We start from the raw sequence: 24,390 nt of genomic DNA, 5'->3' as shown, positions 1-24,390 counted from the left end.
AATATATTCATATATTGAATTTCCTTTTAGTATTGATAATTTCCATTGCCTTCTTTGCCCAATCCTTTTTATCTCTATTTAAGCTAATAAAATGTACCAGATTGGAAATAGAACTCTCTTTGGCAATCGTATCTGACACAAGAGATGGGATCCCAGCAATCTGGGACTCTACCAGAGATACACTCAGCCCCTCCTTAAATGATGGCATAATCAAAATATCCATCATTTTGAGCAATTGAGGTATATCTGTTCTCACCCCCCAAAATATGACTTGTTCCTCCACCCCCATAGACTTTACCTTAGTTTGTATATCTTCCCTTAAACTTCCGTCGCCGATCATCCATAAATATGACCGCTTATGCTTCTCATATATCGAATTAAACACATCAATCAAAAAGTCATGGTTTTTGATATGTGCAAACCTACCGACATGTCCGATGATATAGGCCTCTTTATCTATATTATACTTTTTCCTTAGCGCATATTTTTCACCTGCATCTTGATACTGTTCTATAAATGTGCCGTTATTTAATACGATTGTATTATTAACACGGAATAATTCATTCACTTCATTACACATCTCGTTATGTAATGCTATTAGTATCATTCCCCTCTTTGTTACAAGTCTTTTTGCTGAACGAAAATCCCTTTGTCTGGCATAACTTTTGTTCCAAATTAAGTTGACATCTGTATGAACTGTATGAAATAGCTTCGTATTATTTGGTGCTGCAAACTCTATATAATTGTTTAACGTCAAATGCGAATGGATAATATCAGGCTTCAATCTATGGATTACTGAACGGAGCAGAAGTTTTCCTAAGAGTCGATGAGATATTTTTTTTATTATCATTGGTCCTTTCATAACTGAATCCAATAAATCATAGATATAAATCACTCTAATTCCTTTATCCTTTAATTCCTGATCATAAGGGGAATGGTGATTCATCAGACAGATTACAATAGTCTCTATCTTATCTTTATCAAACAATATACAATAATTTTTTACAAGGGTTTCTGCACCTCCCATTGAAAATCCATGTATGAATTGTATCACTTTAAGTTTTTTCTCCAATTGTTCCATAGCCCTGAGTGCCACCTCTCTTTTTAGAAATCCCAAAAAGAATGATAAATATACTTATATTCGTCGCTGATACAAGTTGCTGAATTGGATTCAATATGTTCATTCTAGGCAAATTAAAAAAATAATAGAAAAAGATAAAGTATATAGCCTGGAAAAACATACTATTTGCTTTGAATCTCGTCAGTTTATACAGAATATAGCCTATTATCAAGTTTCCTGCCATAACACCAATGTACCCAAAATCATATAACAATTCCGCCACATAAGATGTGCCTATTCCATCATATAAATTCAAATAATTATAAGTTTTCGTAAGATATGTCATCACCGTTCCAAATTGATTAGTATTCATTGCCGCCTCAACAGTAAAACTGGCGTAATTATTTCCCAAAATACGGTCAATAAATGGCCCAAATGTATAATTAATACCAGGTAATTTCCCCTCATATCTAACAGCATATCCAACCAAATTAAATGTCCCGCTTTGTTCTGTCATAAATGAAATGGCTCCATCCAGCAAATTTCTCATTTCATAGGACCTATCCGTACGTAAAAAACCCCATGCATAAAGAAACGGCATACCACAGAATATGATAAACGCAACTAAAAAAATATATTTCATCTTTTTATATGTTATTTTATTTTCCAATTTATTCTCTCTATCCGTATAGAGGTAAAAGAAAATAAACATCATTATCATTACAAATTCACTGCGCCCACCTTCTATAAGCTTAATAAACGGAATAACAGCTGAAAATAGTAGTAATTTCTTTGCTAATTTGATGGGTGGATTTGTCGCAAGAGCTATAAAAAGACAAGATCTGCTCATAATCAGCGCACGAATAGCTATGCTAGAGTTTTCATAACTATAATAAAGAGATACATAACCGTTAGCAAGTGCATAAGCCAGCCTTTGCATCTCAAAATAAAGTGCAATTATTGTGCTAAACACACAAAGGTAAAATGAATATGTTCTTAATTTATTTATAGCGAATTTTTCGTCAGCAAAACGACGCGTAAGACCAAAATCACCTATTTGAACTTTAATCTTCCGGCTTCCGGCATGATATCCAAGCGCTAAACAGACAAAAGATAAAAAAATTGCATTAATCGCAGGAATAAATTCTCCCGAAAAAAAACCGCACATCCAATTTTCATCTCTAGTCCAAAAGAAAATTATTGGTCTTGCGCACAAAAAGATTACCATACTCACAAAATACAATGATAATCCTAATTTTCCATCAAAATCTTGTAAACAAAAAACAACAAGCGCTATTAACAAAATGGTCAGACTAATTATTGAAATTTGGGGTGAATCCGTAATATTAGCAACTAACAATAATAATATTGCTATTATATGTCCAACAAATACGATAAATTTATTAATTCTCATTAAAATATTTTTCCTTTATATTCATCTTTCTATAAAATTACTTATAATTCCATAATCTCACTTCAAAAACTTGACATATACTCCAACCATTGTCTTCCTATATTTTCAATATCCAATTTCCCCCTTATCAGTGTCGCTTCTCTCCCTAGACTATCCGCAAAATCTGGCGATTTTAACAATACTCTTAAAGCCTTCTCCAGTGCCTCAATATCCCCAACAGGAATCAATAACCCATTTTTCCCAGTTTCTATCAAACTCCTCGGTCCACCGCACGGGCAATCTGTAGAAATGCACGGCAATCCTAGTGCCATCGCCTCAAGCAATGCATTTGGCATCCCTTCAAAATTTGAAGTCATTACAAAAATAGCAGAAGAATTTATATAATCAAACAAATTAGATACATTTCCTTCCAAAAAATACGTTTTTGCATAGAATAGTTCTCAATTTGCCTTTTAAGCGTATCCCGTAATGGCCCTTCACCATAAAAAATCAGATTATAGTCTGAATATTCTTTTGCAATCCTTGTAAATGCTTCAATCAAAATCTTCTGATTCTTTTGTGAATCGAGCCTTCCGACAGAAACAATATTTTTTTCTCTTTTTCCAATATATACATCAGGTAGTTTTTCATTAAGTAAAGGGTTAAAAATCACAGTTCCACGCCCATTTAAACGCTTCTCATAAAATTTTTTTGCATCTTCCGTCTGAAATATATAACCATCAGCTTTTTCCATCAATTTTCGCGAAATATATTTTACAATTTTCTTTCCCGCGAAATGAGTTGGATCATTACGTTCTGACACAAAAATAGTTGCACCTGTTTTTATACATCCTGGTATAGCATATAAACAAGTGGGAACTCCAATAATTAATACTGTATCTATATTATTTTTTTTAATATATTTCTGTAGATTTTTAATTTGATTTAATATATCTATTTTACTATTTGAAGATGTATTTTCTGACAAGCATATTCGCTGAACCCCACTTGGTAATTCGTACTCATTATCATTTCGTTTACTCGTAATAATCTTTGTAGCAATACCATGCTTTACCATATAATCAGCCAAGTAAATCATCACTCTTTCTGCACCTCCACGAGAAAGAGAGCCTCCGATAATTACTAATCTTTTCATATAATATCATCCTCTTAATATCGGTATTCTTCCAAGAACTGGTCATAAAAATGTCGTCTTCTATCAGCCAATATTTCTTTTGTATATTTTTTTGCCTTCTGAAAATTATATATTGATATTTTTTCCAAATCAGAATGGAGAATATAGACTATAGAATTAGTTACAGCAGAAACACTCCCTTTTTTAAACAGACACTTTTGTTCTATTAACTCCGGAATTCCCGCAATCTTTGTCCCCAACACCGGACACCCTCTGCTCATTGCCTCAATAACAGAGCGCGGAAGTCCTTCTTGCTTGCTTGGCTGTATATAAATATCAAGTGAATCATAAAAATGCGGCATCTCTGCCGCATCTAAACTTCCGCAAAATATAACTCTTTTTTCCACCCCCAGGGAAACTGCTAAATCTTTTAGAAATGTACTCTGCTTACGGTTCCCTCCAGCAAGATAATATTCTAAATCATATCCTTGCTCAACAAGCTTTTTGATCGCTTTTATTACATACTCCTGCCCCTTATATCGTACATCTAAAGCTGCAGCTGTTCCAATTTTTATTTTATTGTCTACATGATAACCGGAAATTTTATCCAGCCTTTTTTTTAGAACAGACTCGTCTACTTTGTCTATTACAACGTTTGAACACCCTATACTTTTTCCCTTTGTAGGATACCGTCTTTGTAAAAATTGATCGGTTACATAATAAACATATGGTGCATTTTTTATTATCTTTTTTTCTATTATAAAAGAAGATGGCGCCATTAGTTTCCCTAAAAGACTATGATTCCACAATCCGTCCCATATACATCCTACACATTCATAGATATAGGGTTTATTATATTTTTTACAATATTTAAGAGCTATTTTAGCACAACTAGACTCCCGCAATACTGCATAATCTGTCTCTCTTATTTGCTTTTCGATATTTTTTTCAGCAATTCTTTTTTTTAAAAAATAGCTAGATGGAGATTTAAAATTAGGAACATTTATCACTTTAATTTCTGCAGGAAGTTTTGTTCCTTTCGTATCTTTTTCTACAGGATAAACCCTCATAATAAACGTTATCTCATCTGCTAAATATTTGTATCGCTCATACAGCCCGTGATAGGAATACTCATAATACTGTCCATCCTTATCTTCAAAAATCGGTCCATCATGTACAAATACTAACTTCATGTCTATAATCCTTCCTCAAACTAATAACTACTGCCTCTAATCTCTGCCACTATAAAGATTCGCTTGAAACCAACTTTATTGCAGAAATAATAACGATGAACATGACTATAGCCAGTGGTAGTCCAATCAGTATAGCAAGAACCTGTACAGCATTAAATCCGCCAACTTGTAACAATACGAATGTAATAATACATGCTATTGCCGCCCAAAACACCCTTATCCATCTTGGTGCCTGGTCATCTTCTGTTTCATGTTTTGTCGTAATCTCTGCCGCAACAAATGAACTGGAATCTACCGTTGTTGCCATAAACATAAAGCATAATATTGCAACTATAGCCATCATTAATTTAGGCATAGGCATATTTTGTAAAATGAGTAATATTCCTTCGGGTTGCCCTTCATAATTAAGAATTTTTGCTACATCTACCCCTGACTGTTGTAATTTAATTGCATGATTTCCAAGCATAGACATTGCAACCCAACACCCCAGGCTACAAAATACCATCTGTCCAACAGCCAATTCTCTCAGAGTTCTTCCTTTTGAAATTCTTGCATTGAATACGCCCATTAAAGGCATGTATACAATCAACCATGCCCAATACCATACTGTCCAGGAACTCACGAAACTTCCATCGCCATATGGATCCGTAAATGTTGCCATGCGGATAAAGTTTTGTATATAAAGCCCCAAAGTATTAATCTCTGCTTTAACAACGTACAGAATTCCACTTAAACCACCAACAAAAAGCATGAATATAAAAGCAAGTAATATATTAATATTACTTAAATTTTTGATTCCTTTGCTCAATCCTAAATAAGTACTTGTTCCAAAAATTAAAATCCATATGAAAAGTATTATAATCTGAAGAAATGCTTTATATTCTTCTCCAATACTAAAAATCTCTTGAAATAATAATGTGAGTAATGGCATCCCCAATCCCATTGATGTCACCGGAGCAACTACTGCTCCAAACACTCCCAAAACATCAACCACCACTCCTGAGGTACCCCTGCTGTGTTTTCCGAGAATTGGTTCACATGCATCACTAATACTTATACTGCTTTGTCTTTTATTATAAAGAGCATAGCCAATCGCTATCGAGGCAGGTACATACAATGTCCATGCATTGAATCCCCAGTGATAATGGGAATACATCTCGGCGTATTCGTATGCCTGTACTGAAAATGGTTCAATTTGGAATGGAGGGGCAGATGCATAAATTATAGCTTCAATAAATCCAAATACAATTAAGCCCGCACTACAGCTTGTTGTAAACATCATTGCAATCCACGAAAAAATATTAAAAGCAGGTTTACACTTTTCTCCGCCAAGCCTAATCTTCCCCTTGGGACTGAATATAATCCATAATGAAAATAAAAAAGCAGACAGATTTGCTAATATAAAAAGCCAGCCAAACTGCCCAGACATAAAGGTATAAATCGAATCTACCAACGACTGTACATTAGATAAATTTGTCGCAACCATAATTAATACTATAAGTATAACCATAACTGTTGGTAAAAATCGTCTTAAATCTAATCTTCCCATTTAATCTACTCCAGTAAACTTTACTTTCAACTGAATTTTTCCCAATTTTTGCACATATGAATAAATGGCTCAGGGTCTTCTTTATTATAGTAAAAAGCACATTTAGCTTCCTTAAAATCTATTAACCACTCACCCAATCCAATCTCTTTTGGTTTTACCCTTTTACCATAATCAATCGGTTCTACCATTGCCATAAAATCTTCTACCCAAATATCTTCCTCTGCTGTTTCTAACTTCCCTGATACCATTGCTTTCGCCCATAAAACTGGAAGATTCATCCCTGCACATGTAGCGGCATAACTCCATGTCGAATTTCTAAAATTAATTTCACTAAAATAATACGTATCGTCCTGATCGATAAGAAATTCAATAGAATAAATACCTTCAAATTCGATTTCTTTCATTATACCTTCCATTGCTTCTCTAAGATCGGGATTATTAAACTTCTTAACTGTCATATATGGACTGTAATATCCAGGTATCAAATAATTATATGTCGATTCAATCGCATTAAACATGATCCTGCCTCTATCAGCACAAAAACCATCTACGCAATATTCATTTTTTTTCTCAATATATTTTTGGAGAATAACTGTTGATGCTTTGATTTTTTCATATGCAATTTTTAACTCATTTTCCGAATGACAAATATGGACATCCGCTTTCCATCCCCCCTCAACAGGAGAAATAGATTTTGTTATAACTGGATATTCTATCCCTTTAGGAATTACATTCTTTTTTACACAAACCGTATCAAGGGTTTTTAATCCATACTTCTTTGCAAGTTCAAGAACTTTATATTTATTCATATATTCTGATATTTTCCCTGATTTCCCAGCATTAAACCCGATAAATCTGTTATTCCACTCATCATATCGTTGATCCAAAAATTCAATGGTTCTATCATCACATGTAATCAGAAAGACTTTTTTTTTTCTTCTGAGTACTTGTTCATTAAATATTTATATCCTTCTTCTGCAGTCTCAACGCGAATATACTCTTTTATATATTTGCTGTATGAAGAAATATCGGTCTTACTCTTTTCTGCTATTACTGTAGCAGCAATACCACTTTCCCCCAAACTTCGTACAACGCCTAACGGATTATAATGATCTAACGCAAAAATTACAAAATCATAATCTCTTAATTCACAATTCATTTTTTCCCCCTTCATTTACAAAAGAAGCCCTTGTTTAAAACTCATTTCAATGCGAAGTACCTCAAAAGCTTCAGCATACTTTTTCCCTATTTCATAACCCCTGAACCCGCATCTACTATGAACCCCCGTTATCCAATCCTCTGCACCGAATTTACTATATTCCGACTTATGTTCACGAAGCGAGGCAATCTTTTTTTCTATCGTACTTTCTATATCTATATATAATTGTGGACGAAAAGCTACGTAAGACCTTCCAGATGGTGTTATTGGCTCATAAAAAAAGACGGTATTTTTCCGTCTTGCTGCTGCTATTGTTGCATTACTTACTCCAACATGTGCTTGATGCGTATCAAATGGATGATGTGTAAAAATAATATCCGGATTATATTTACTCATACAAACATCAATCGTATTCACTACTTCTGACTGAAAAGGAATATCTTTTGTGGGGAAATCAAGCACATCAATATCCGAAATTCCAAGTGCATGTAACGCATTTGTCCCCTCTATGACAGCCACTTCATCCTCTCTTTGAATCTGTCCTTCCTTATCTGTATATCCTGATTTGCTCATAATCAATGCTTTCACTTGATGCCCATTCTCAATCGCTTTGGCAAGCGTACCTCCACATGCAATCTCAATATCGTCTAAATGCGCACCTACTGCTAGTATTTTCATCTTGTTCTACTCCTCTTTATTCTTTGTTGACACTTTATATAAAACAACCTGCTAACTTATATATTTCGAGCATTTCTTTCCTTACATTCGCTAATTGATATTTCATTAGATTAGCATAATTTTCTTCCGTCATATTATTCATATCTGAATTCATGATCTGTCTAATTACGTGCACTAACTCTCCCACTGAGTTTTTATCAAAATAGCTTAATGGTGTAACAACTGTATCAGTATTACCTCTGACATTAGAACATGCAATTGGCAATTTTGCCGCAACAGCTTCCATTAATGCAACCGATAGTCCTTCAAACAAAGAGGGGAACACAAAAACATCCGATGCCTTAAGCAAATCTGTAATATCTTGCCTGTATCCAAGGAATATAACACTATCTGTCAATTTTTCTGATTCCGTAATCTGCTTTAATTCGTCAAGCAATTTCCCCTTTCCTGCTATATAATATTTACACCCTTCTTTAGAAAGCTCTTTCATAGCTTGAATAACTAAAATATGATTTTTTTCCTTATCAAGCTCTCCTATCGAAAAAAGCATTGTATTATCTACAGATAATCCTAATTCTTTACGTTTTGTTTCACGATTCATATCACTGGTCTTAAACTGTTCCAACTCAATTCCAACACCATGAATATGGTATGTTTTCCTAGCCTTAAATTTTGCTTTTGCTCTCATATAATCTTCAGAATTTATTGTTACTAATATATCGGTCCATCTTGATAAAAATTTTTCCACAGGATAATATAGTAACCAATTTCTTAAAGGCGCCCCATTAAAAAAATGAAATCCATGCGCCGTATAGATGACCTTTACATGATTTCTATGACTTACAATTCTTCCAACTAATCCACCAACTGGCGTGTGACAGTGTATAAAATGAAATTTGTTTTTTTTCACAAGTAGATTCAACTGCCTATATGCCTTTACAATGCTGCAAATATGTGACGGCTTTCTATGAAAATCTATTTGATGATATTTTACCCCCATATCCTTCAACTGCTTAACTAATTTTTTTACTTTCTCATCTGTCCAAACAGTCCTATCTTTAAAATTACAAGCCACATGTACCTCATACCCCATTTTTTGTAATATTGACAAATTGTCCAAGTTAAAAGATCCTATCATAGATGCCACTGTAGCAACCATAAGCACTTTTTTCATTTCTTACTTCCTCTCGCCCCAATTATAAATTCCATCCCTATTTCTAAACCAAATACATCGCATACCAAGTTTCTGAGGAGCAATAAAATCTTTACTTATATTATCTCCGACATAACAAGCCTTTGAGAAATCTACCTCCAACTCTTTCATCATTAATCTAAACCCTCTGGGATTTGGCTTTCTAAATTCAATACCACCAAGCTCATCCGTAACAATGACTCTATCAACTACTATATCCAACATTTTGAGCTTTGCCCTTTGTCCCTCCGGCCGGCCATCTGTAATAATCCCAACCTTTTTATTCTTTTTAATACGCTCTATCATCTCAGACACTCCTTGGTAAAGTACTATATCTGGCTTTTGACTGCGATAAATGTGCAGTGCCTCGTTTTTTTTGCTTAAGAAACCATGTTTTTCCAACACATTATCTATTGCTTTACCTCCTGCTTCAAACACATTCCACATTTCATTCTCTATTTCTGGGCATCCAAAATAGTCTGCAATTTTCCGATATCCGCTTCTAACATATTGCCTTTCACTGTATAGGGTGTCATCCAAATCGAATACAACAGCCTCCAAATCATCTATATATTTTTCAACTTCCAATATGTTGCTTACTTCAATCATCACTTCACCCGTATACTCTGATCAAACCTGCTATATACTACTCCGTCTTTTGCCGCATTATCTATATATCTTAGCTTCTCTCCATTTAATAACCGCAGCAAAGCTTCTGCACTATCCGCACCAGCTTTCATGCTAAGCGGTGCTCCCCCTCCAAAACGTGGATTAATTTCAATATAGTAATCCTTCCCAGTTTTTTTTTCTCGAATAAGCTGCACAGTGATTTGTCCGCATGGTTTATAATCTTTAATTAATTTCTTTATTTCATCAATAATCTGTTGATCTTGTTCTATCTGAGTTTTAAGGACCTCTCCCGATCTTACTGCCAATCGGATTCTTGGAGTAATAAATACCGCATTTCCAGTAAAATCGCAAAAAATATCAACCGTATATTCTGTTCCATCAATATACGGCTGAATAATATAATCAGGTACTTGCTCAGCAAACAATTTTAATTCATCTATATTTTCAACCTTATAAGCAAAAATGCTGGAACTTCCATCCTTCGGCTTTATAAATGCCGGATATCCTGCATCGTATACTTTCCAATCATCAATTGGACGAGGACTGTGTAACCCTATAGATGTAAAATATTCTGCCGTAAACCTTTTATCTCTGCATATTGCAACTTTCTCCAGACTGCTAATGATTACCTTGGTCTTACCAAAAGCATTTCTATTTTGTGCCAAAGCCATTAAATCCGTATCAATTGTTGGTATTAGCGCATCTATACCATCTTCTTCACATATTCTCTTTAATTCTGGTATATACTTTTTATTTTTAATTCTTGGCACAATTACTGAATGGTTACAGAATGCCAAAGCGGGTGCAGACTTTTCAGTGTCAGCGCCGTAAATCTCTAACTTAATATTTATTTTCTGTGCAGCTTCGTGAAAAGCTTGCACAAGTTCAACACGCCTGCCGACACTGGTAAATAGTATTTTCATGCTACTTCCTCCTATGCTGCCCAGACGTATTGAATTATATTTTCTATTTTATGGGTTGAGAAATACCCCCCTAATTCTACAGCTTTACTTTCCATATTTACCTTTCTGGCTGGTACTCCAACATATGTACCTGATTCTTCTACATTTTTTATTACTACTGCACCGGCACCAATGATACATTTACGGCAAATTGACACATTATTACTTACTGTGACTCCAGCGCCAATCCAGGTTTCTGTTTCTGCTGTAACCGTTCCACACAAATGACTGCCTACCGCTATATGAACAAAATCCCCTACTCTACAGTCATGATCAACGGAGGAACAAGTATTGATAATACAGCCTTTTCCAATACTTGTACCTGAATTAATAACCACTCCGGCCATAACGACTGTTCCCTCACCGATTATGACGTCATCTGCTACCGTAGCATTGGGATGGATAAGCGTTGCAATTTTCGCGTTTTTAATTGTTTCCTGTATACGTTTCCGAATACCTGCATTACCTATTCCAACAATAATGTCTGCATCCTGTTTTTCTGCGTCAGAACTTTTCCCCACTACAGGATACTCTCCACAGCAATAAATATTTTCATTGTCATCTAAAAAAACTATCTCCTCATATCCATTCTTAACCGCGATATCTGCTACTACTTTTCCATTACCGCTGGCACCAATAATCGCCAATTTCTTCATTCTTAACCCTTCCCATCCATTGTTTCAGACACTTCTGATCCAAAAAACTCCTCCATTGTTTCAGAAGTCTCTGAACTGATTCCTTCTTTCTTTAGAACAGTCATAATTGTTTGGAAAATAATCTTCCAGTCCCCTAAAAAAGTAATATCTTCCACATACTTAATATCCCAATCGAACTTTTCCTCCCAACTAATTGCATTACGTCCATGCACCTGTGCTAATCCCGTGATACCGGGACGTACCTCATGACGACGCATTTGAAAGCTGTTATATCGTACTAGATACTGTACAAGTAACGGCCTGGGACCAACCACACTCATATCGCCTTTTATTATATTGAACACTTCCGGAAGTTCATCCAATGAAGTTGAACGCAAAAATTTTCCAACCTTTGTCATACGCATAGCATCCGGCAGACTGTTTCCATTCTTGTCTTTCGCCTCAGTCATAGTCCGAAATTTGTATATTTTAAATATTTTTCCGTTTAGCCCAGGTCGATCCTGTGTAAAAATTACCGGTGAACCTAGCTTCACTTTTACTATTACTGCCGTAATAAGCATAACTGGCGATAAAACTATCGCAGCTAATAAAGCACAAATAAAATCCTGTAGACGCTTAAAATGTCTTTCATAGATTCCCTTTCTATGGGAAATTTGACATCTTCTATATAATTTATCGTCTTTTTCCATTTTTCCACCATCTACTTTTACTCAAAGCAGGCATTAATAACCTCTATTATTCTATCCTGTTGTTCGGCTGTCATCTTATTGTCACTGGGCAAGCATAATCCTCTATGAAATATATCCATTCCTATATCAAATGGTTTTCCGTCTTCGCTGACTGTACTACCTGAAATATACATATCAGTCCTTGCCCGTCCATTGCCTTCCCTTGTTACATATCCATTTACAATATAAATCGGCTGCATATGCATAGGTTTCCAAATTGGCCTGCCTTCTGCATTAATACTGTTAATAGCATTTAATATTTCTGTTGGACAACTTTTGCCATGCTCCGGATTAAATAATGTCTCACTTTCTCCCCTTACCTGTCTACACATGGCATCTTCATCTATAATTATGCAACTTAACCAATAGTTAGGCACACTGTTTTCCGCATCAAAAGGATTCATACTAATTGGAAGATTCTTGAGCCCTTCCTTATATCTCTCGTAAATTATTCTTTTTTGAGCAATATGTTTCTCTAAGTATGGAATCTGTCCCCTGACTACCCCAGCGATGACATTACTCATCCGATAGTTGTAACCTATTTCTTCATGCTGATACCAAGAAGCCCTTTCCCTCGCCTGTGTCGACCATTTTCTAACCTTATCGGCGTCTTCCTTGCTGTCTGTCAGAAAACATCCTCCTGACGACCCACATATTATTTTGTTACCATTAAAACTAATACAGTTATAGTCACCAAAGGTACCTGTTTCCTTTCCTTTATATGTAGCACCCAGAGATTCTGCGGCATCTTCTATAATCAATGCCTTATATGTTTTACAAATTTCTCTAATTTCATCAATCTTTCCGGGAGTTCCATACAGATGTGCCACAACAACAATTTTTACATCCGGATAAATCTCAAATGCTTTTTTCAAAGCGACTGGATCCATATTCCAAGTATCATATTCTGAATCTATAAAAATTGGCTCAGCCCCTTCATATACTAGGGGGTTAATTGTTGCACAAAATGTCATATCACTTGAAAAGACCTTTTTTCCTTCCAAACAGCCGTGTCCTGGCTTTGGATGTCCATAAACTTTCATCCCTGCTAGTTTTGCGGCTAAATGAAGAGCCGCTGTACCCACGGATAACGCTACCGCATAACCACATCCAACTTTTTTTGCAATTTCTCTTTCTACCTCATTAATATTTTCTCCCACTGTAGACATCCAATTTGTCTCATATGCTTCTGTGATATACTTCAACTCATCACCATGCATTGTCGGACTGGAAAGCCAAACTTTGTCCAAAAATTTTTCAAATCTATGTTTTTTAGTAATATACATAATCTCTCACTGCCCTCTACCATTTTCTTTTTGAAACAAACAGTATCTCACTATTTTTATATAAATCTAACCATAAAAATAAGAAGGTTTTCCCTTCTTATTTCGTTTCCGTGTTATAATTCACTCTAACCCACAATACCTTCCTTCTATCCTAAATATTCCACCCTCACACCTTCGCCACAATCTCCACTCCCACTTGCACAGTCTGTACCCTTCCAAACATAGGCACCTCCAGCCATGCTTTCCTCTTATGACGGTCAATCTTCTTAATCATTCCTTCCTTTCCCATCAGCGGTCCAGACGTAATCTTCACATTCGACTTTACAATCACACCCTCTGACATCTCCACCACCTGATTTTCTCCGCCAATTCCCTGTATAAATGCAATTTCTTCCGCGCAAAGGGGCACAATCTCCTGTCCGGTACCAATAAGCTTAGTAAGTCCAATCACACTATGAAGCTGCTCATAAAGCCTCTCTAATTTTTCTGTAATCATAAAAACGTATCCGGGAAACAAGACTTTTTCTAAAGTAGTCCAATTTCCACGGATACGTTTCGCTTCTTCATAATAAGGGATAAAGCAGCGCTCAAGCACTTCCTCGGACATATGCTTTTCGCATTGAATCCGGATGCTCTCCTCTGTGCCTGTGCGCACCTGCACAACATACCACATGGTAATTCTCCTATCCCCTTGCCTTATTTACATACAATTAGATATAATTAGATTTTGATTTAATCTAACCATATCTAATCATACCTAAATTTCTTTCTTCATTTAAATCTTTTACTACCTGATTACTTTTGAAATCTGCCGTTCGGCTGCTTTCTAAGCAAAATAAAAACTGCCCCCTCCAAGACATCCTTCGCTTTCTTTACCCATTCAAAAAAGGGTATGCTTCGCCATTCTGTCTCTATTTGGGCAGATTTCAATACTACAATCATAACATCCCAACTTTCCAAACGCGGCAAGGCGACGATTTGAAACCTTAAGATTTTGTAAACTCTACTTCTTATTTCTTATAATGATAAGTCGGCACAACCTCCGCCACAATCTCTTTAATCCTGGCAGAATCCTGTCTGCTCACCTTATCCAGCAGCTTTAACTTCTCCTCAAACCACTCATCATCCATCTCAATGGGGTGGCCTATATGAATCATCTCATTTGCTGTATCCTTGAGTCCTTCTTCATCCATAAGCAATTCCTCAAACAGCTTCTCACCAGGTCTTAGACCTGTATATACAATCGGTATATCAACATCCGGCTCATACCCTGACAATCGAATCAGGTTTCTCGCCATATCGTCGATTCTAACCGGATCTCCCATATCCAGTACGAAAATCTCTCCGCCTTCTGCATAATAGGAGGCCTGCAGCACCAAAGCTACCGCTTCCGGAATCGTCATGAAATACCGTATGATATCTTTGTCTGTGACGGTCACAGGACCGCCTTCTGCAATCTGTTTCTTAAAGAGAGGAATTACACTTCCGTTACTCCCCAGAACATTGCCGAACCGTACTGCAACGAAATCAGTATCCGTCTTACGATTCATCATCTGTACAACCATCTCACACAACCGCTTGGAGGCTCCCATAATGTTTGTGGGATTTACTGCTTTGTCTGTGGAAATCAGAACAAATTTCTTCACTCCTACCTTTGCGGCTGCCATTGCTGTCTTGTACGTTCCTAACACATTATTCTTAATTGCTTCGTTGGGGCTGTCCTCCATCAACGGCACATGCTTATGAGCTGCCGCGTGATATACAATATCCGGCTTATAAGTGTGCATAACCTGATTAATTCGATTACTGTTGCGTACTGAGCCAATCAATACCACCAAATCAAGCTGGGGATATGACCGTCTAAGCTCCTGTTGAATCTCATACGCATTATTCTCATAGATATCGAATATAATCAACTGCTTGGGCTTTGCCTTAGCAATCTGTCTGCACAACTCGCTGCCTATAGAGCCTCCGCCTCCGGTAACAAGCACCTTCCGTCTTCGGATTGCTCTGAATATCTCGTCATTATTGACCTTTACCTGAGCCCTTCCAAGCAAATCAGCAATATCCACATCCCGCAGCTTGCTGACACTGACCTCGCCGTTTACCAGTTGATATACCCCCGGTACTGTCTGAAGTCTGCATTTAGTCTCTTTACATATATTCAGAATCTCTTTCTGGTTTTTTCCAGTCGTTGCAGGAATCGCATAGATAATATGATTAATCTTATATCGGTCAACCATAGTCAGAATATCGTCTCGGTTTCCTACAATCGGAATCCCTTCCAGAACTCTTCCTATCTTATTCGGGTTATCATCAATCACACAACATACCTTCGTATGCAGCCTTCTGCTGTTAATCAGTTCTCTGATTAACGTCTGCCCTGCCGCGCCACCGCCAATTACCATGATACGGTTCTGTTCCTCATCTCCTGCCCCTTCTCGGTTGCCGAAATATGTCTGGAACATTCGGTAGGAGAACCGCAGCGCAGTCGTCATACAGAAGCTGATAATAAATCCCATGAAATAATATGCCTTTGGCATCCGAAGATGCATAAAGATAATTCCCAAGCCATATACCGGCAGTAATACAATATACGCAGCAATACTCATCTGCAATTCTGAAATACTTGCCAGTCTCCAAATGCTGTGATAAAGTCGGAATGCATAAAACACTACAATCGTTGATGCAATCCAGAAAGGCATGGACCACAGATATCCACTCCGGTATGCCTCCGGAATAGAGGAAAAAGAAAAGTCAAACCGAAGGATAAGCGCCGCGCCATAAGATATCACAACAAAGAGCGCATCCAGAAATGCCACTAGGATTGCTTGGTGAACCCAGGGCACTCCTCTGCCTTCCCATATCTTATTCATATCTGCTTCTCAACCTGTTTCCAATCATCTTATTATTTCTTACTACAAAGATTACAACACCCACCAGGATTACAATACCGGCAGCAATAATAGCTCTCTGCGGATCAATTACATTCATGATCATCCTTAGTTCTCCCCCTCTATTTTTTTCATCCTTCTTGAAATATCTGAAACAACCGCTTCGTCCGGCCACATTACATACAATAACTGTGAACCTGACGAGAAACATGCCTGCTTGTCTCCGTTTCCTGTTGCTGCTGCTGTCTCAATCTCCCACGAAGCGCGTTCTGAAAGCTGCATGTTAATAAACTTTGCCATCTCATCCCGCGTCATGTTAGTCTCCACACAGTCCGCAACGTTATTCAATATATCATTTGCCTGGAAAAGAATATCGGGAAACATAATTCTATCCAAAATACCCTTCAAAATAGCCTCCTGATTTTTTCCACGCTGATTATCTCCATCCTTAAAACTGTAGCGTTCTCTGGCAAAAGCAAGCGCCTGTTCTCCGTCCAGATGATTCATACCCTTTTTAAAGCTATAACCACCTGCCTCGAATGCATACTCGGATTCCACATCCACTCCTCCCAGAGTATCCACAATCGTAATCAGTGAAGTGAAATTCACTCTTGCAAAATATGAAATATCGATGTCATAAAGGTTCTCCAAGGTTGCCATGGACCTATCCACACCATAGATTCCGGCATGAGTAAGCTTATCCCTTGTCTCACCGGATATCCCTGGAATCTGTACATAATAATCTCGCGGTGTCGTCGTCAAAAGAATCTTCTTTGTACTTGGATTCACCGTCATTATAATGTTTACGTCGCTTCGGCTGTTCTTTGTGATGGAACCAGCCACATCAATTCCACTAATATATATGTTAAACGATTTCTCGATATCTGTCTCATCTATCTCAATCTCTGTCTCAATTCCATATTGATACAGAATTCTCACCTGGTCTGCGTAACCTTCCAAAGCTTCTTCTATCACGCTTCCATAAGCTTCATTATAGATTGCCGCTTCAATCCGGCCATCCAAAAGCGCCTCCGCCTCATCTATGAGCGTTTTGCACTCAATCAGATTTATCTCTCTGCCGACTTTTGATTCAATATCCTTTATCATCAGCGCATTGTTATCCTGATCCAGCGCCGTCTGACATCCAAAACGATAATTCTTTGCGTCCTCAATACCTTCTGCTGGGTCCTCATTCCTAACCACAACAATCATGTTATCCGTCTTATGGGTTGCCCCGCCCACATTCTTAAGAACCGCATCTGTTTTCGCCAGATAAATAATCCCAATTCCAAGAATCAGGTTCACCAGCAAGCTAATTACAACACCTGTGATATTGCCCTTCCTGCCTGCAAACTGATACCCAAAAGCCTCTCCAAGCAATATGAAGATTACTCCAAGTATTGCAAGCAGTACAACCACGGTCACCACCAGAAATTCTCTCGGTATCATGCCGCTCTTCCACAGAATCGCGGCAAATCCTACCGAAATAATCAACTGCAGCAAAAATATCATCTTGCCGATTATACTGTCTCTTTTCCTCCTGGTGAGGTAATACTCCATATACTATCTCCTCTATCCGACCATTAAATTACATATAGCTGGTCTTCGAGTCTGTCGTAATACTTATATATAATCTGTTTCTACTCGACTGTCAAAGTGAATATATGGGGCTCTGAGGCATTCCCATCACTGTCAGTCACATAATAACGAATCTCGTATGTTCCTTTTGTCCTCACATCATATGTTCCATCTGCATGAATATTCTGATATAATGTATTCATATCATCTTTATCATCGACCGCTCCCTGCACTACGCTCAGGGGATCAAATGTCTGTCCAACCTTAATCGTCATCTGATCGGTTGTAAGCGCCATAACCGGTTTGGGGCCATCCGGCTCTAATGCCGTTTCAGACGATGGAATCTGACCGTCCTCACCTTCCATTCCCGCTACTTCTCCAGAGGTCTCATCAACCTGACCCTCTTGAGGTGTATTGGCGCTTCTGTAGGTTACTCTTCTTCTTGCAGTCCCAATATTCTTATGTTCATCCATAACTCCATAATATACGATAGCCGAATCATCACTTGTAAGGACAATCTTACTTACAAATACCTTTCCTGTAAGATTACCGTCAACTTTATCCTCTGCCGACACTCCGTCCATCAGAGCCTCGTGGTCATCTCCCTCTGTATAGGTAATGTCTCTTTCCTCAATCTTAATCTCCGGCGGCGTATTATCCTGCCTAAGATAAATAAATGCTGCTATCACTGTCAAAACCGCACATGCCGCGGCCATCACAAGCGCTAATCCCCGATGCTTCATCGCTCAAACCCTCTATTCCTATTCATCGTCGTCTTTCTTATAATATTCTCCATAATATGCACCATAGTACTTACCATAATATTTGCCGTAATACTTATTCTGCTTCATATTTACTTTGTTAAGTACTACACCCAGAATTGGGCAGCCAGACTTCTCCAACTGATCTTTTACGCTTTTCGCAAATTTATAACTAATCGTGTTTGCTGCGATTACAAGTATAGATGCATCACAGAACTTGGCAATAATCGCACTGTCAATAACGCTTCCAACAGGCGGCGCATCAATAATCACATAGTCATATGCCTTCTTCGCGCCCTCAATGAATGCCTCAAACCGACGATTTCCTAACAGCTCAGCCGGATTCGGCGGCACCACTCCCGCCAGCACACAAAAAAGGCCGTTCGCCTGAGTCTTGGCAATCACATCCTTTGCATCAGCTTGTCCTGACAAAAAGTGGCTAAGCCCTTTAATCTGGCCTTTAATCTGATGACGTCCTACCAACACTGATTTTCGCAGATCGGCATCTACAAACAAGACATTCTTATCACCCTCCGCCAACGACATGGCAAGAGACAGGGACACTGTACTCTTTCCTTCGCTCGGTGTACAGGAGGAGAATACGATTACCTTCTTATCCGCACCGGAAAATTCTACGTTTGTTCGGAGAGTCTTATATGCTTCATTACTTCGATAGTCTTTTTCAACATTCTTTAAAATTACTTCCTGCATCTTCTTCTCTCCTCTATTTCTTCATATTCCGCATAAGTTTTTTGGCAGTTTTTCCTCTTACCTTCTTGGACTTCTTTGCTTTCTCTGTCCCTGCCTGCAGCGGAATGGACGTAAGCACATTCAGTCCCAGATACTGTTCTACGTCATCCGGTGTCTTCACTGTATCATCCAGCACGAATATTAATACAATAATACCTATTGAAACGATCAGTCCCAAGATGCCACCGATCAGTACATTCTTCATAACGCTCGGTGAGGACGGCGCCGTTGCAAGATTACCTTCCTGTACGGTATTAACCGCTTCTGCATCCATGATCTCAGTAATCTGAATTCCTACGGCTTCCCTGACAGCATCGGCAATTTCCTTCGCAACTCTTGGGTCTTCATTCTTGACACTAATATTCAGAACACGGGTGTCCGTCTCCGTCTCAACACTGATCATATCCGCCAGCTTTTCTACTTCTATGTCAAGGTTCAATACCGAGATTACCTGCTCCAATACAGGACGGCTCTTAATCAGAACCATATAGTCCTTAGTAAGCTGTGTACCTGTCTGCAGGTCACTATAGGTAACACTGGAATTACTGTCCTGTTTCGTCAAAACATACATCTGTGTCGTCGATGTATAAAGGGGAGTAATAAACAGCTTCGTCCCCACAAACGCCAATAACGCCATCAGAATTCCCGACAGCAGTATGATATGAATCTCAGACCACAACACCATAAATAGCTCGGTTAAATCTATTGTAATCTCGTCATTATCAAATTCCGGATTCGTCATCTTATCGTAACTCATTCTTCTGTAACTTCTTCAGCATCGTCTTTGCATTGCTAAAGAATATCCTCCTCATATATTCTTCACCGTATTTTTTCTTTACAAACCCCGCCGCTTTCTTCATCCTGGGGGCTCGGTGCCTGCTGCTGTGCGCATCCGTTCCGACACAGAAAAGCATATCTGAATCCATCAGATATTTCACAAACTTCTTGACCTCTCTTCCGTTCTCACCGATAATACTATCCGCGTTCACCTGCAGATGTATTCCCATCTCCCATAGCTGCTCTGCCAGCTCGGCATCTTTCACAATACAGTTATATCTCTCCACATGGGCGAGAATTACTTGATAACCACTAAGCTGCAACTGCTGAAGACTCTGCCTTATATAAGCATAAGTATCGGAAGGTGAAAATTCCACAAGCACATAGTCTCTGCCATTCATAGTCAAAATCTGCCTGGCTTCCAACTTATCTACCACGTCCTGACCGAAGAAAATTTCCGTCCCAAGATAAATACGAAAATGCTCATCAATCTCGTGGGCCGCTTCTCTAAGCAGCTTGGCCTGTCTTCGTAACACTTTTGGATTCTCTTTGCCACGCCTTGGGTGATGATGCGGAGTAGCAATAATACAGCGTATCCCTTCCTCATATGCGATTCTTAACATTTGCCTCGTCTCGTCGATATCTTTCGCGCCGTCATCCACTCCCGGCAATATATGACAATGCATGTCAATAAAGCCTTCCATACCTTCACACCTTTCTTGTTCACATGGCCTGTATTTAATAATACCCTGTCCATGTGGTTTTGTCAACCGCTTTGCGCTAATGCAGATACCTTGAGCCTTGCCATTTTTTTGTTTTTTAATCAATCATTTCCAATTTGTTGTGTATCTGGTATATTGACTGCCTGTTATGCAATCAGCACACCTGTGTATTAGCACACTGATATTCGGATAAATCTTACTCTATCTCTATCAGATGGCATATCAAAGTGCTAATACACTAGACTAGAATACCCCCCACAACATTTGTCAACATATTTCTGCAAGGTCTTTGGGAAATACTGTATTGAGCCATACAAACTCCCCTCAAGATACCAATTACTTCCTATTATATTATTGTGTGAATTTTTTAACTGTTATAGCTTCTATAAGCCAAGTACATCCGCAATCGCTCCCATCTCCTCCAGAGCGACATCAATGAGGTCATCCAAACTCAATCCGGTAAATTCGATTGACTCCATATAATCACGGTTTGCTCCAGACGCAAAACGCAGCTCATTAAAACGCTTCATGACCGACTTATGCTTTACACTCGCAATCTTCTTGTCCGGATAGATCTGTGCAACCGCCTTCACAAAGCCGCTCATCGGATCCGCCGCCAAAACGGCATACTGTAACGGTGTCTTGGCTTTCACACCACTCTTTGGATTGTGCGCGCAAATCGCGTCGAACAATGTCTTGTCCTCAATCCCTTCTTTCTTCAAAATCTCCACGGAGGTCGGGCCATGTACCGCCATATTGTGCTGCCAGTCACATTGCTCCTCATCCAGATCATGAAGCAGTCCAACAATTCCCCAATATTCAACGTCCTTTGGTGCAAGGCGTTTTGCTAAGCCTTTCATAATCGCCTCAACAGCATAAGAATGTGTAATATAGTTCTCTCCCTTCATGTATCTCATTAAGATATCATGTGCCTGCTCTCTATTCATTGCAGCTCCTCCTTTATTCGATTCATTTTATCCGTTTGTATGCGTTCTTTACAAGTCTTTCGTTCAAAATTATAATCTCTTTATACTCAAAGGTCAAGCAATAAAATAAGTTCTTTATATTATCTTTATTCCCTTCTTTCCTATGCCGCCTTTCTTCCATATAATCGTCCTAACATCTGTGCTTCCCGTACGTCAATTTTCCGAAAAATGGCGCCATAGTCTATCTCATTCACTTTCTCCATTGTAACTCCTACCTTGTGTAAAATCAGCACAAGATATCCGGTCATAATATCATCAATACGCCCGCTTTCCGCGATTGCACAAAGCTCATCGTTTGACTTCTCATACATATTCACCATCAATCCAACATACTCGTTCTCCATCTTTCCTCGATTCATCGTATCACTCCTATTCAAAAAGACCTCCTGTCACTACTCCCTGCCTTTAGGGTACAGCAATAAGGCTGTCTTCACCACAAAGGCGGGACACTGACGAAATTAATAATTACACTTGAAAATATTGTCCGAACCGGACAGATTATCCCAGAAACAGACAGCAGCCTACAAGAACTGTATCTCATTCTTCCAAGGGCTAACGATCTGCAATTATAATGACTGGCAAAACACTCACCACTTAACTAATATCCTCACAAGTTTATTTTACCAGATATTTCTTATAAAATACAAGTCCTCCAAGCAAAAAAGCCTGACAATCCTTCGACATGGTTCGACATCTTCTTCTGGTCTGTCAGACATCATATTAAAAAACCTGAGTGCCATTTGGCTGAATAGACATTTAACAAATACATAAAGATGCAGACAAGATATCTTATTCTCCTCATATCCTGTCTGCATCTGCATATTACTGCGGTTCAGACTCAATCACGCTCGTTCGCTTCGCAAATAAGTCTCTACGCCCCTTATTCTTCCGGTACAATAATCAAATCCTTGGTGAAATGATTCAATACCTCGCATCCGTCCTCTGTAATAATTACAAGGTCTTCAATACGTACGCCGATTCCCTCTTCCGCAAGATAGATTCCTGGCTCTACAGAGAAGCACTGTCCAACCTGGATAATATCCTCATTGACAGAAGATACATCACCGAACTCATGATCTTCAAGACCGATAGAGTGCCCCGTCCTGTGCGTAAAATACTGTCCATATCCCTTTTCTTCAATATAATTTCTTGCTGCAAGATCAACGTCACACATTCTGTTGCCTGGCTTCGCAGCCTCAATTCCGCGTCTGTTCGCCTCTACAACAATATCATAAATCTCTTTTGCACGCTCGGACACCTCACCAATAAATACAGTTCTCGTCATATCGGAAGCATAATTATCTTTAAAAGCTCCGATATCAAGGATAACACAATCGCCACGCTTACCCTTGGAATCATCTGTCACATGATGAGGATCTGCTGCACCCTTCGCATACGCTGTAATTGGGTCAAACGACACGTCCTCACATCCAAGCTCTTTGTAGATTTCACGAATCTTGGCGTTCAATTCTTTCTCAGTCAGTCCCTTGGATACCCATGGAATCAATTTCTCCATTGCAATATCGTTAAGCCTTGAAGACTCGCGCATCAGTTCTTTCTCCTTCTCGTCCTTTACCATACGGATATAGTCGATAATCGGAGAACCATTCACGAACTTGCTTCCACCGCCTAATTCCTGAAGCCTAAGAAGGAATCTTGCCGGCCAGGTCTTGTCGATCCCCATTACCTTGTCCTTCTCCACAAATCTGCTCAATATCTCAACGCCGTCCTCGATATCGTCATACCATACCAGCTCTACACCCAAATCCTTCTCCTGAGGGAATAATTTGTTGATTACAAGCTTATGATTACCGCTGACATTCAGATATAACGCCAGAAGTCTCTCGCCTGGTGCAATCCATTTGCCTGTAAGATAGAAAATTGCAACCGGATCTGATACGATCATCTGTGGTATCCCGTGTTCTTCCATTGATTTTAATACTCTTGCCACCTTATTCTGGTCCATTGTCTTCCCCAACCTTTCTGATTACATATTTTTATTCTTAATATAACAGGCATTCTTTGCACCTGATTATATACAAAGAAGCTGTCCGAACTGACAGCCTGACGCCGTCGGTTCCGACAGTTTCATTATAGTATTTCTACTATGAAAAGTCAATTCAATCCCGCCTGTCTGTGTCCATATTTTTACTGGGACACCCTCTGCCACAGCCACTGCAGCCACAGCCGCTGCAGCCTCCTTCTTTCCTCTTTTTCCAAATATTTCTCATCGCCAATATCACGATACATAATACACCGCTTCCCACTATTGACGTAGAGAAAATATTGCCTGCCGCTAAT

The 24,390-nt window shown here is 38.6% G+C and carries 26 protein-coding genes and 1 pseudogene; all 27 read right to left on the bottom strand.

Going from position 1 to position 24,390, the window contains the following annotated elements; translation table 11 throughout:
- Positions 1-7 precede the first annotated feature (7 nt).
- Positions 8-1,081: a glycosyltransferase gene (locus GN277_RS05130; protein ID WP_159750122.1), complete on the bottom strand. Its 1,074-nt coding sequence runs from the start codon at positions 1,079-1,081 to the stop codon at positions 8-10.
- Complete coding sequence (locus tag GN277_RS05125; protein ID WP_159750121.1) at positions 1,056-2,474, bottom strand: O-antigen polysaccharide polymerase Wzy family protein; 1,419 nt, start codon at positions 2,472-2,474, stop codon at positions 1,056-1,058. The genes GN277_RS05130 and GN277_RS05125 overlap by 26 nt, the downstream gene beginning before the upstream one ends.
- Positions 2,475-2,668: 194 nt before the next feature.
- Positions 2,669-3,609 (bottom strand): annotated as a pseudogene (locus GN277_RS29945) (glycosyltransferase); the annotation flags it as partial.
- Positions 3,610-3,623: 14 nt separating this feature from the next.
- Positions 3,624-4,781 carry a glycosyltransferase family 4 protein gene (locus GN277_RS05110; RefSeq protein WP_159750118.1) on the bottom strand — a complete coding sequence of 386 codons (1,158 nt, stop codon included), beginning with the start codon at positions 4,779-4,781 and terminating at the stop codon, positions 3,624-3,626.
- 49 nt (positions 4,782-4,830) lie between these two features.
- Positions 4,831-6,330, bottom strand: a complete 1,500-nt coding sequence (locus GN277_RS05105) for a BCCT family transporter (protein WP_159750117.1) — start codon at positions 6,328-6,330, stop codon at positions 4,831-4,833.
- A gap of 26 nt (positions 6,331-6,356) precedes the next feature.
- On the bottom strand, positions 6,357-7,139 hold the full coding sequence (locus GN277_RS05100; protein WP_204162703.1) for an ATP-grasp domain-containing protein: 783 nt from the start codon (positions 7,137-7,139) through the stop codon (positions 6,357-6,359).
- Positions 7,140-7,246: 107 nt separating this feature from the next.
- Positions 7,247-7,489, bottom strand: a complete 243-nt coding sequence (locus tag GN277_RS29340) for a hypothetical protein (protein WP_204162702.1) — start codon at positions 7,487-7,489, stop codon at positions 7,247-7,249.
- Positions 7,490-7,504: 15 nt separating this feature from the next.
- Positions 7,505-8,167, bottom strand: coding sequence for a PIG-L deacetylase family protein (locus GN277_RS05095; protein WP_159750116.1), 663 nt, complete (start codon positions 8,165-8,167; stop codon positions 7,505-7,507).
- A gap of 34 nt (positions 8,168-8,201) precedes the next feature.
- Positions 8,202-9,341 carry a glycosyltransferase gene (locus GN277_RS05090; RefSeq protein WP_159750115.1) on the bottom strand — a complete coding sequence of 380 codons (1,140 nt, stop codon included), beginning with the start codon at positions 9,339-9,341 and terminating at the stop codon, positions 8,202-8,204.
- Positions 9,342-9,344: 3 nt separating this feature from the next.
- On the bottom strand, positions 9,345-9,968 hold the full coding sequence (locus GN277_RS05085; RefSeq protein WP_159750114.1) for an HAD family hydrolase: 624 nt from the start codon (positions 9,966-9,968) through the stop codon (positions 9,345-9,347).
- Positions 9,968-10,912, bottom strand: coding sequence for an ATP-grasp domain-containing protein (locus GN277_RS05080; RefSeq protein WP_159750113.1), 945 nt, complete (start codon positions 10,910-10,912; stop codon positions 9,968-9,970). Before GN277_RS05080 ends, GN277_RS05085 begins: the two co-directional genes overlap by 1 nt.
- Positions 10,913-10,923: 11 nt before the next feature.
- Complete coding sequence (locus GN277_RS05075; RefSeq protein WP_159750112.1) at positions 10,924-11,607, bottom strand: acetyltransferase; 684 nt, start codon at positions 11,605-11,607, stop codon at positions 10,924-10,926.
- Positions 11,608-11,609: 2 nt separating this feature from the next.
- Complete coding sequence (locus tag GN277_RS05070) at positions 11,610-12,296, bottom strand: sugar transferase (protein WP_280178596.1); 687 nt, start codon at positions 12,294-12,296, stop codon at positions 11,610-11,612.
- 17 nt (positions 12,297-12,313) lie between these two features.
- Entirely contained in the window at positions 12,314-13,621 is a 1,308-nt protein-coding gene (locus GN277_RS05065) for a DegT/DnrJ/EryC1/StrS family aminotransferase (RefSeq protein WP_159750111.1), read from the bottom strand.
- Between the two features lie 166 nt (positions 13,622-13,787).
- Positions 13,788-14,294, bottom strand: coding sequence for an antiterminator LoaP (gene loaP, locus GN277_RS05060; protein WP_159750110.1), 507 nt, complete (start codon positions 14,292-14,294; stop codon positions 13,788-13,790).
- A 122-nt stretch (positions 14,295-14,416) separates the two neighbouring features.
- Positions 14,417-14,563 (bottom strand): hypothetical protein, encoded by a 147-nt coding sequence (locus GN277_RS05055; RefSeq protein WP_159750109.1) that lies wholly within the window; start codon positions 14,561-14,563, stop codon positions 14,417-14,419.
- Positions 14,564-14,631: 68 nt separating this feature from the next.
- A complete protein-coding gene (locus tag GN277_RS05050; RefSeq protein WP_159750108.1) occupies positions 14,632-16,497 on the bottom strand; it encodes a polysaccharide biosynthesis protein in 1,866 nt (621 codons plus the stop codon).
- Positions 16,490-16,615, bottom strand: coding sequence for a hypothetical protein (locus tag GN277_RS30865; RefSeq protein WP_280178595.1), 126 nt, complete (start codon positions 16,613-16,615; stop codon positions 16,490-16,492). The genes GN277_RS05050 and GN277_RS30865 overlap by 8 nt, the downstream gene beginning before the upstream one ends.
- Positions 16,616-16,623: 8 nt before the next feature.
- On the bottom strand, positions 16,624-18,075 hold the full coding sequence (locus GN277_RS05045) for an LCP family protein (protein ID WP_159750107.1): 1,452 nt from the start codon (positions 18,073-18,075) through the stop codon (positions 16,624-16,626).
- Positions 18,076-18,155: 80 nt separating this feature from the next.
- Positions 18,156-18,836, bottom strand: coding sequence for an immunoglobulin-like domain-containing protein (locus tag GN277_RS05040; protein WP_159750106.1), 681 nt, complete (start codon positions 18,834-18,836; stop codon positions 18,156-18,158).
- Between the two features lie 18 nt (positions 18,837-18,854).
- Positions 18,855-19,565, bottom strand: coding sequence for a CpsD/CapB family tyrosine-protein kinase (locus tag GN277_RS05035; protein ID WP_159750105.1), 711 nt, complete (start codon positions 19,563-19,565; stop codon positions 18,855-18,857).
- Between the two features lie 13 nt (positions 19,566-19,578).
- On the bottom strand, positions 19,579-20,361 hold the full coding sequence (locus tag GN277_RS05030; RefSeq protein WP_159750104.1) for a YveK family protein: 783 nt from the start codon (positions 20,359-20,361) through the stop codon (positions 19,579-19,581).
- Entirely contained in the window at positions 20,348-21,085 is a 738-nt protein-coding gene (locus GN277_RS05025; RefSeq protein ID WP_159750103.1) for a CpsB/CapC family capsule biosynthesis tyrosine phosphatase, read from the bottom strand. Before GN277_RS05025 ends, GN277_RS05030 begins: the two co-directional genes overlap by 14 nt.
- 401 nt (positions 21,086-21,486) lie before the next feature.
- A complete protein-coding gene (locus GN277_RS05020) occupies positions 21,487-22,050 on the bottom strand; it encodes an HD domain-containing protein (RefSeq protein WP_159750102.1) in 564 nt (187 codons plus the stop codon).
- Between the two features lie 140 nt (positions 22,051-22,190).
- On the bottom strand, positions 22,191-22,466 hold the full coding sequence (locus GN277_RS05015) for a hypothetical protein (protein ID WP_159750101.1): 276 nt from the start codon (positions 22,464-22,466) through the stop codon (positions 22,191-22,193).
- Between the two features lie 503 nt (positions 22,467-22,969).
- Positions 22,970-24,055, bottom strand: coding sequence for a M24 family metallopeptidase (locus GN277_RS05010; protein WP_159756392.1), 1,086 nt, complete (start codon positions 24,053-24,055; stop codon positions 22,970-22,972).
- 154 nt (positions 24,056-24,209) lie between these two features.
- The gene (locus GN277_RS32120) at positions 24,210-24,320 is read right to left on the bottom strand and encodes a hypothetical protein (protein WP_244324958.1); all 111 of its coding nucleotides are present in this window, start codon (positions 24,318-24,320) and stop codon (positions 24,210-24,212) included.
- Positions 24,321-24,390 lie beyond the last annotated feature (70 nt).

The organism is Sporofaciens musculi, from assembly GCF_009830285.1.
GTDB lineage: Bacteria > Bacillota > Clostridia > Lachnospirales > Lachnospiraceae > Sporofaciens > Sporofaciens musculi.
This window is presented reverse-complemented; position numbering and strand designations above follow the sequence as displayed.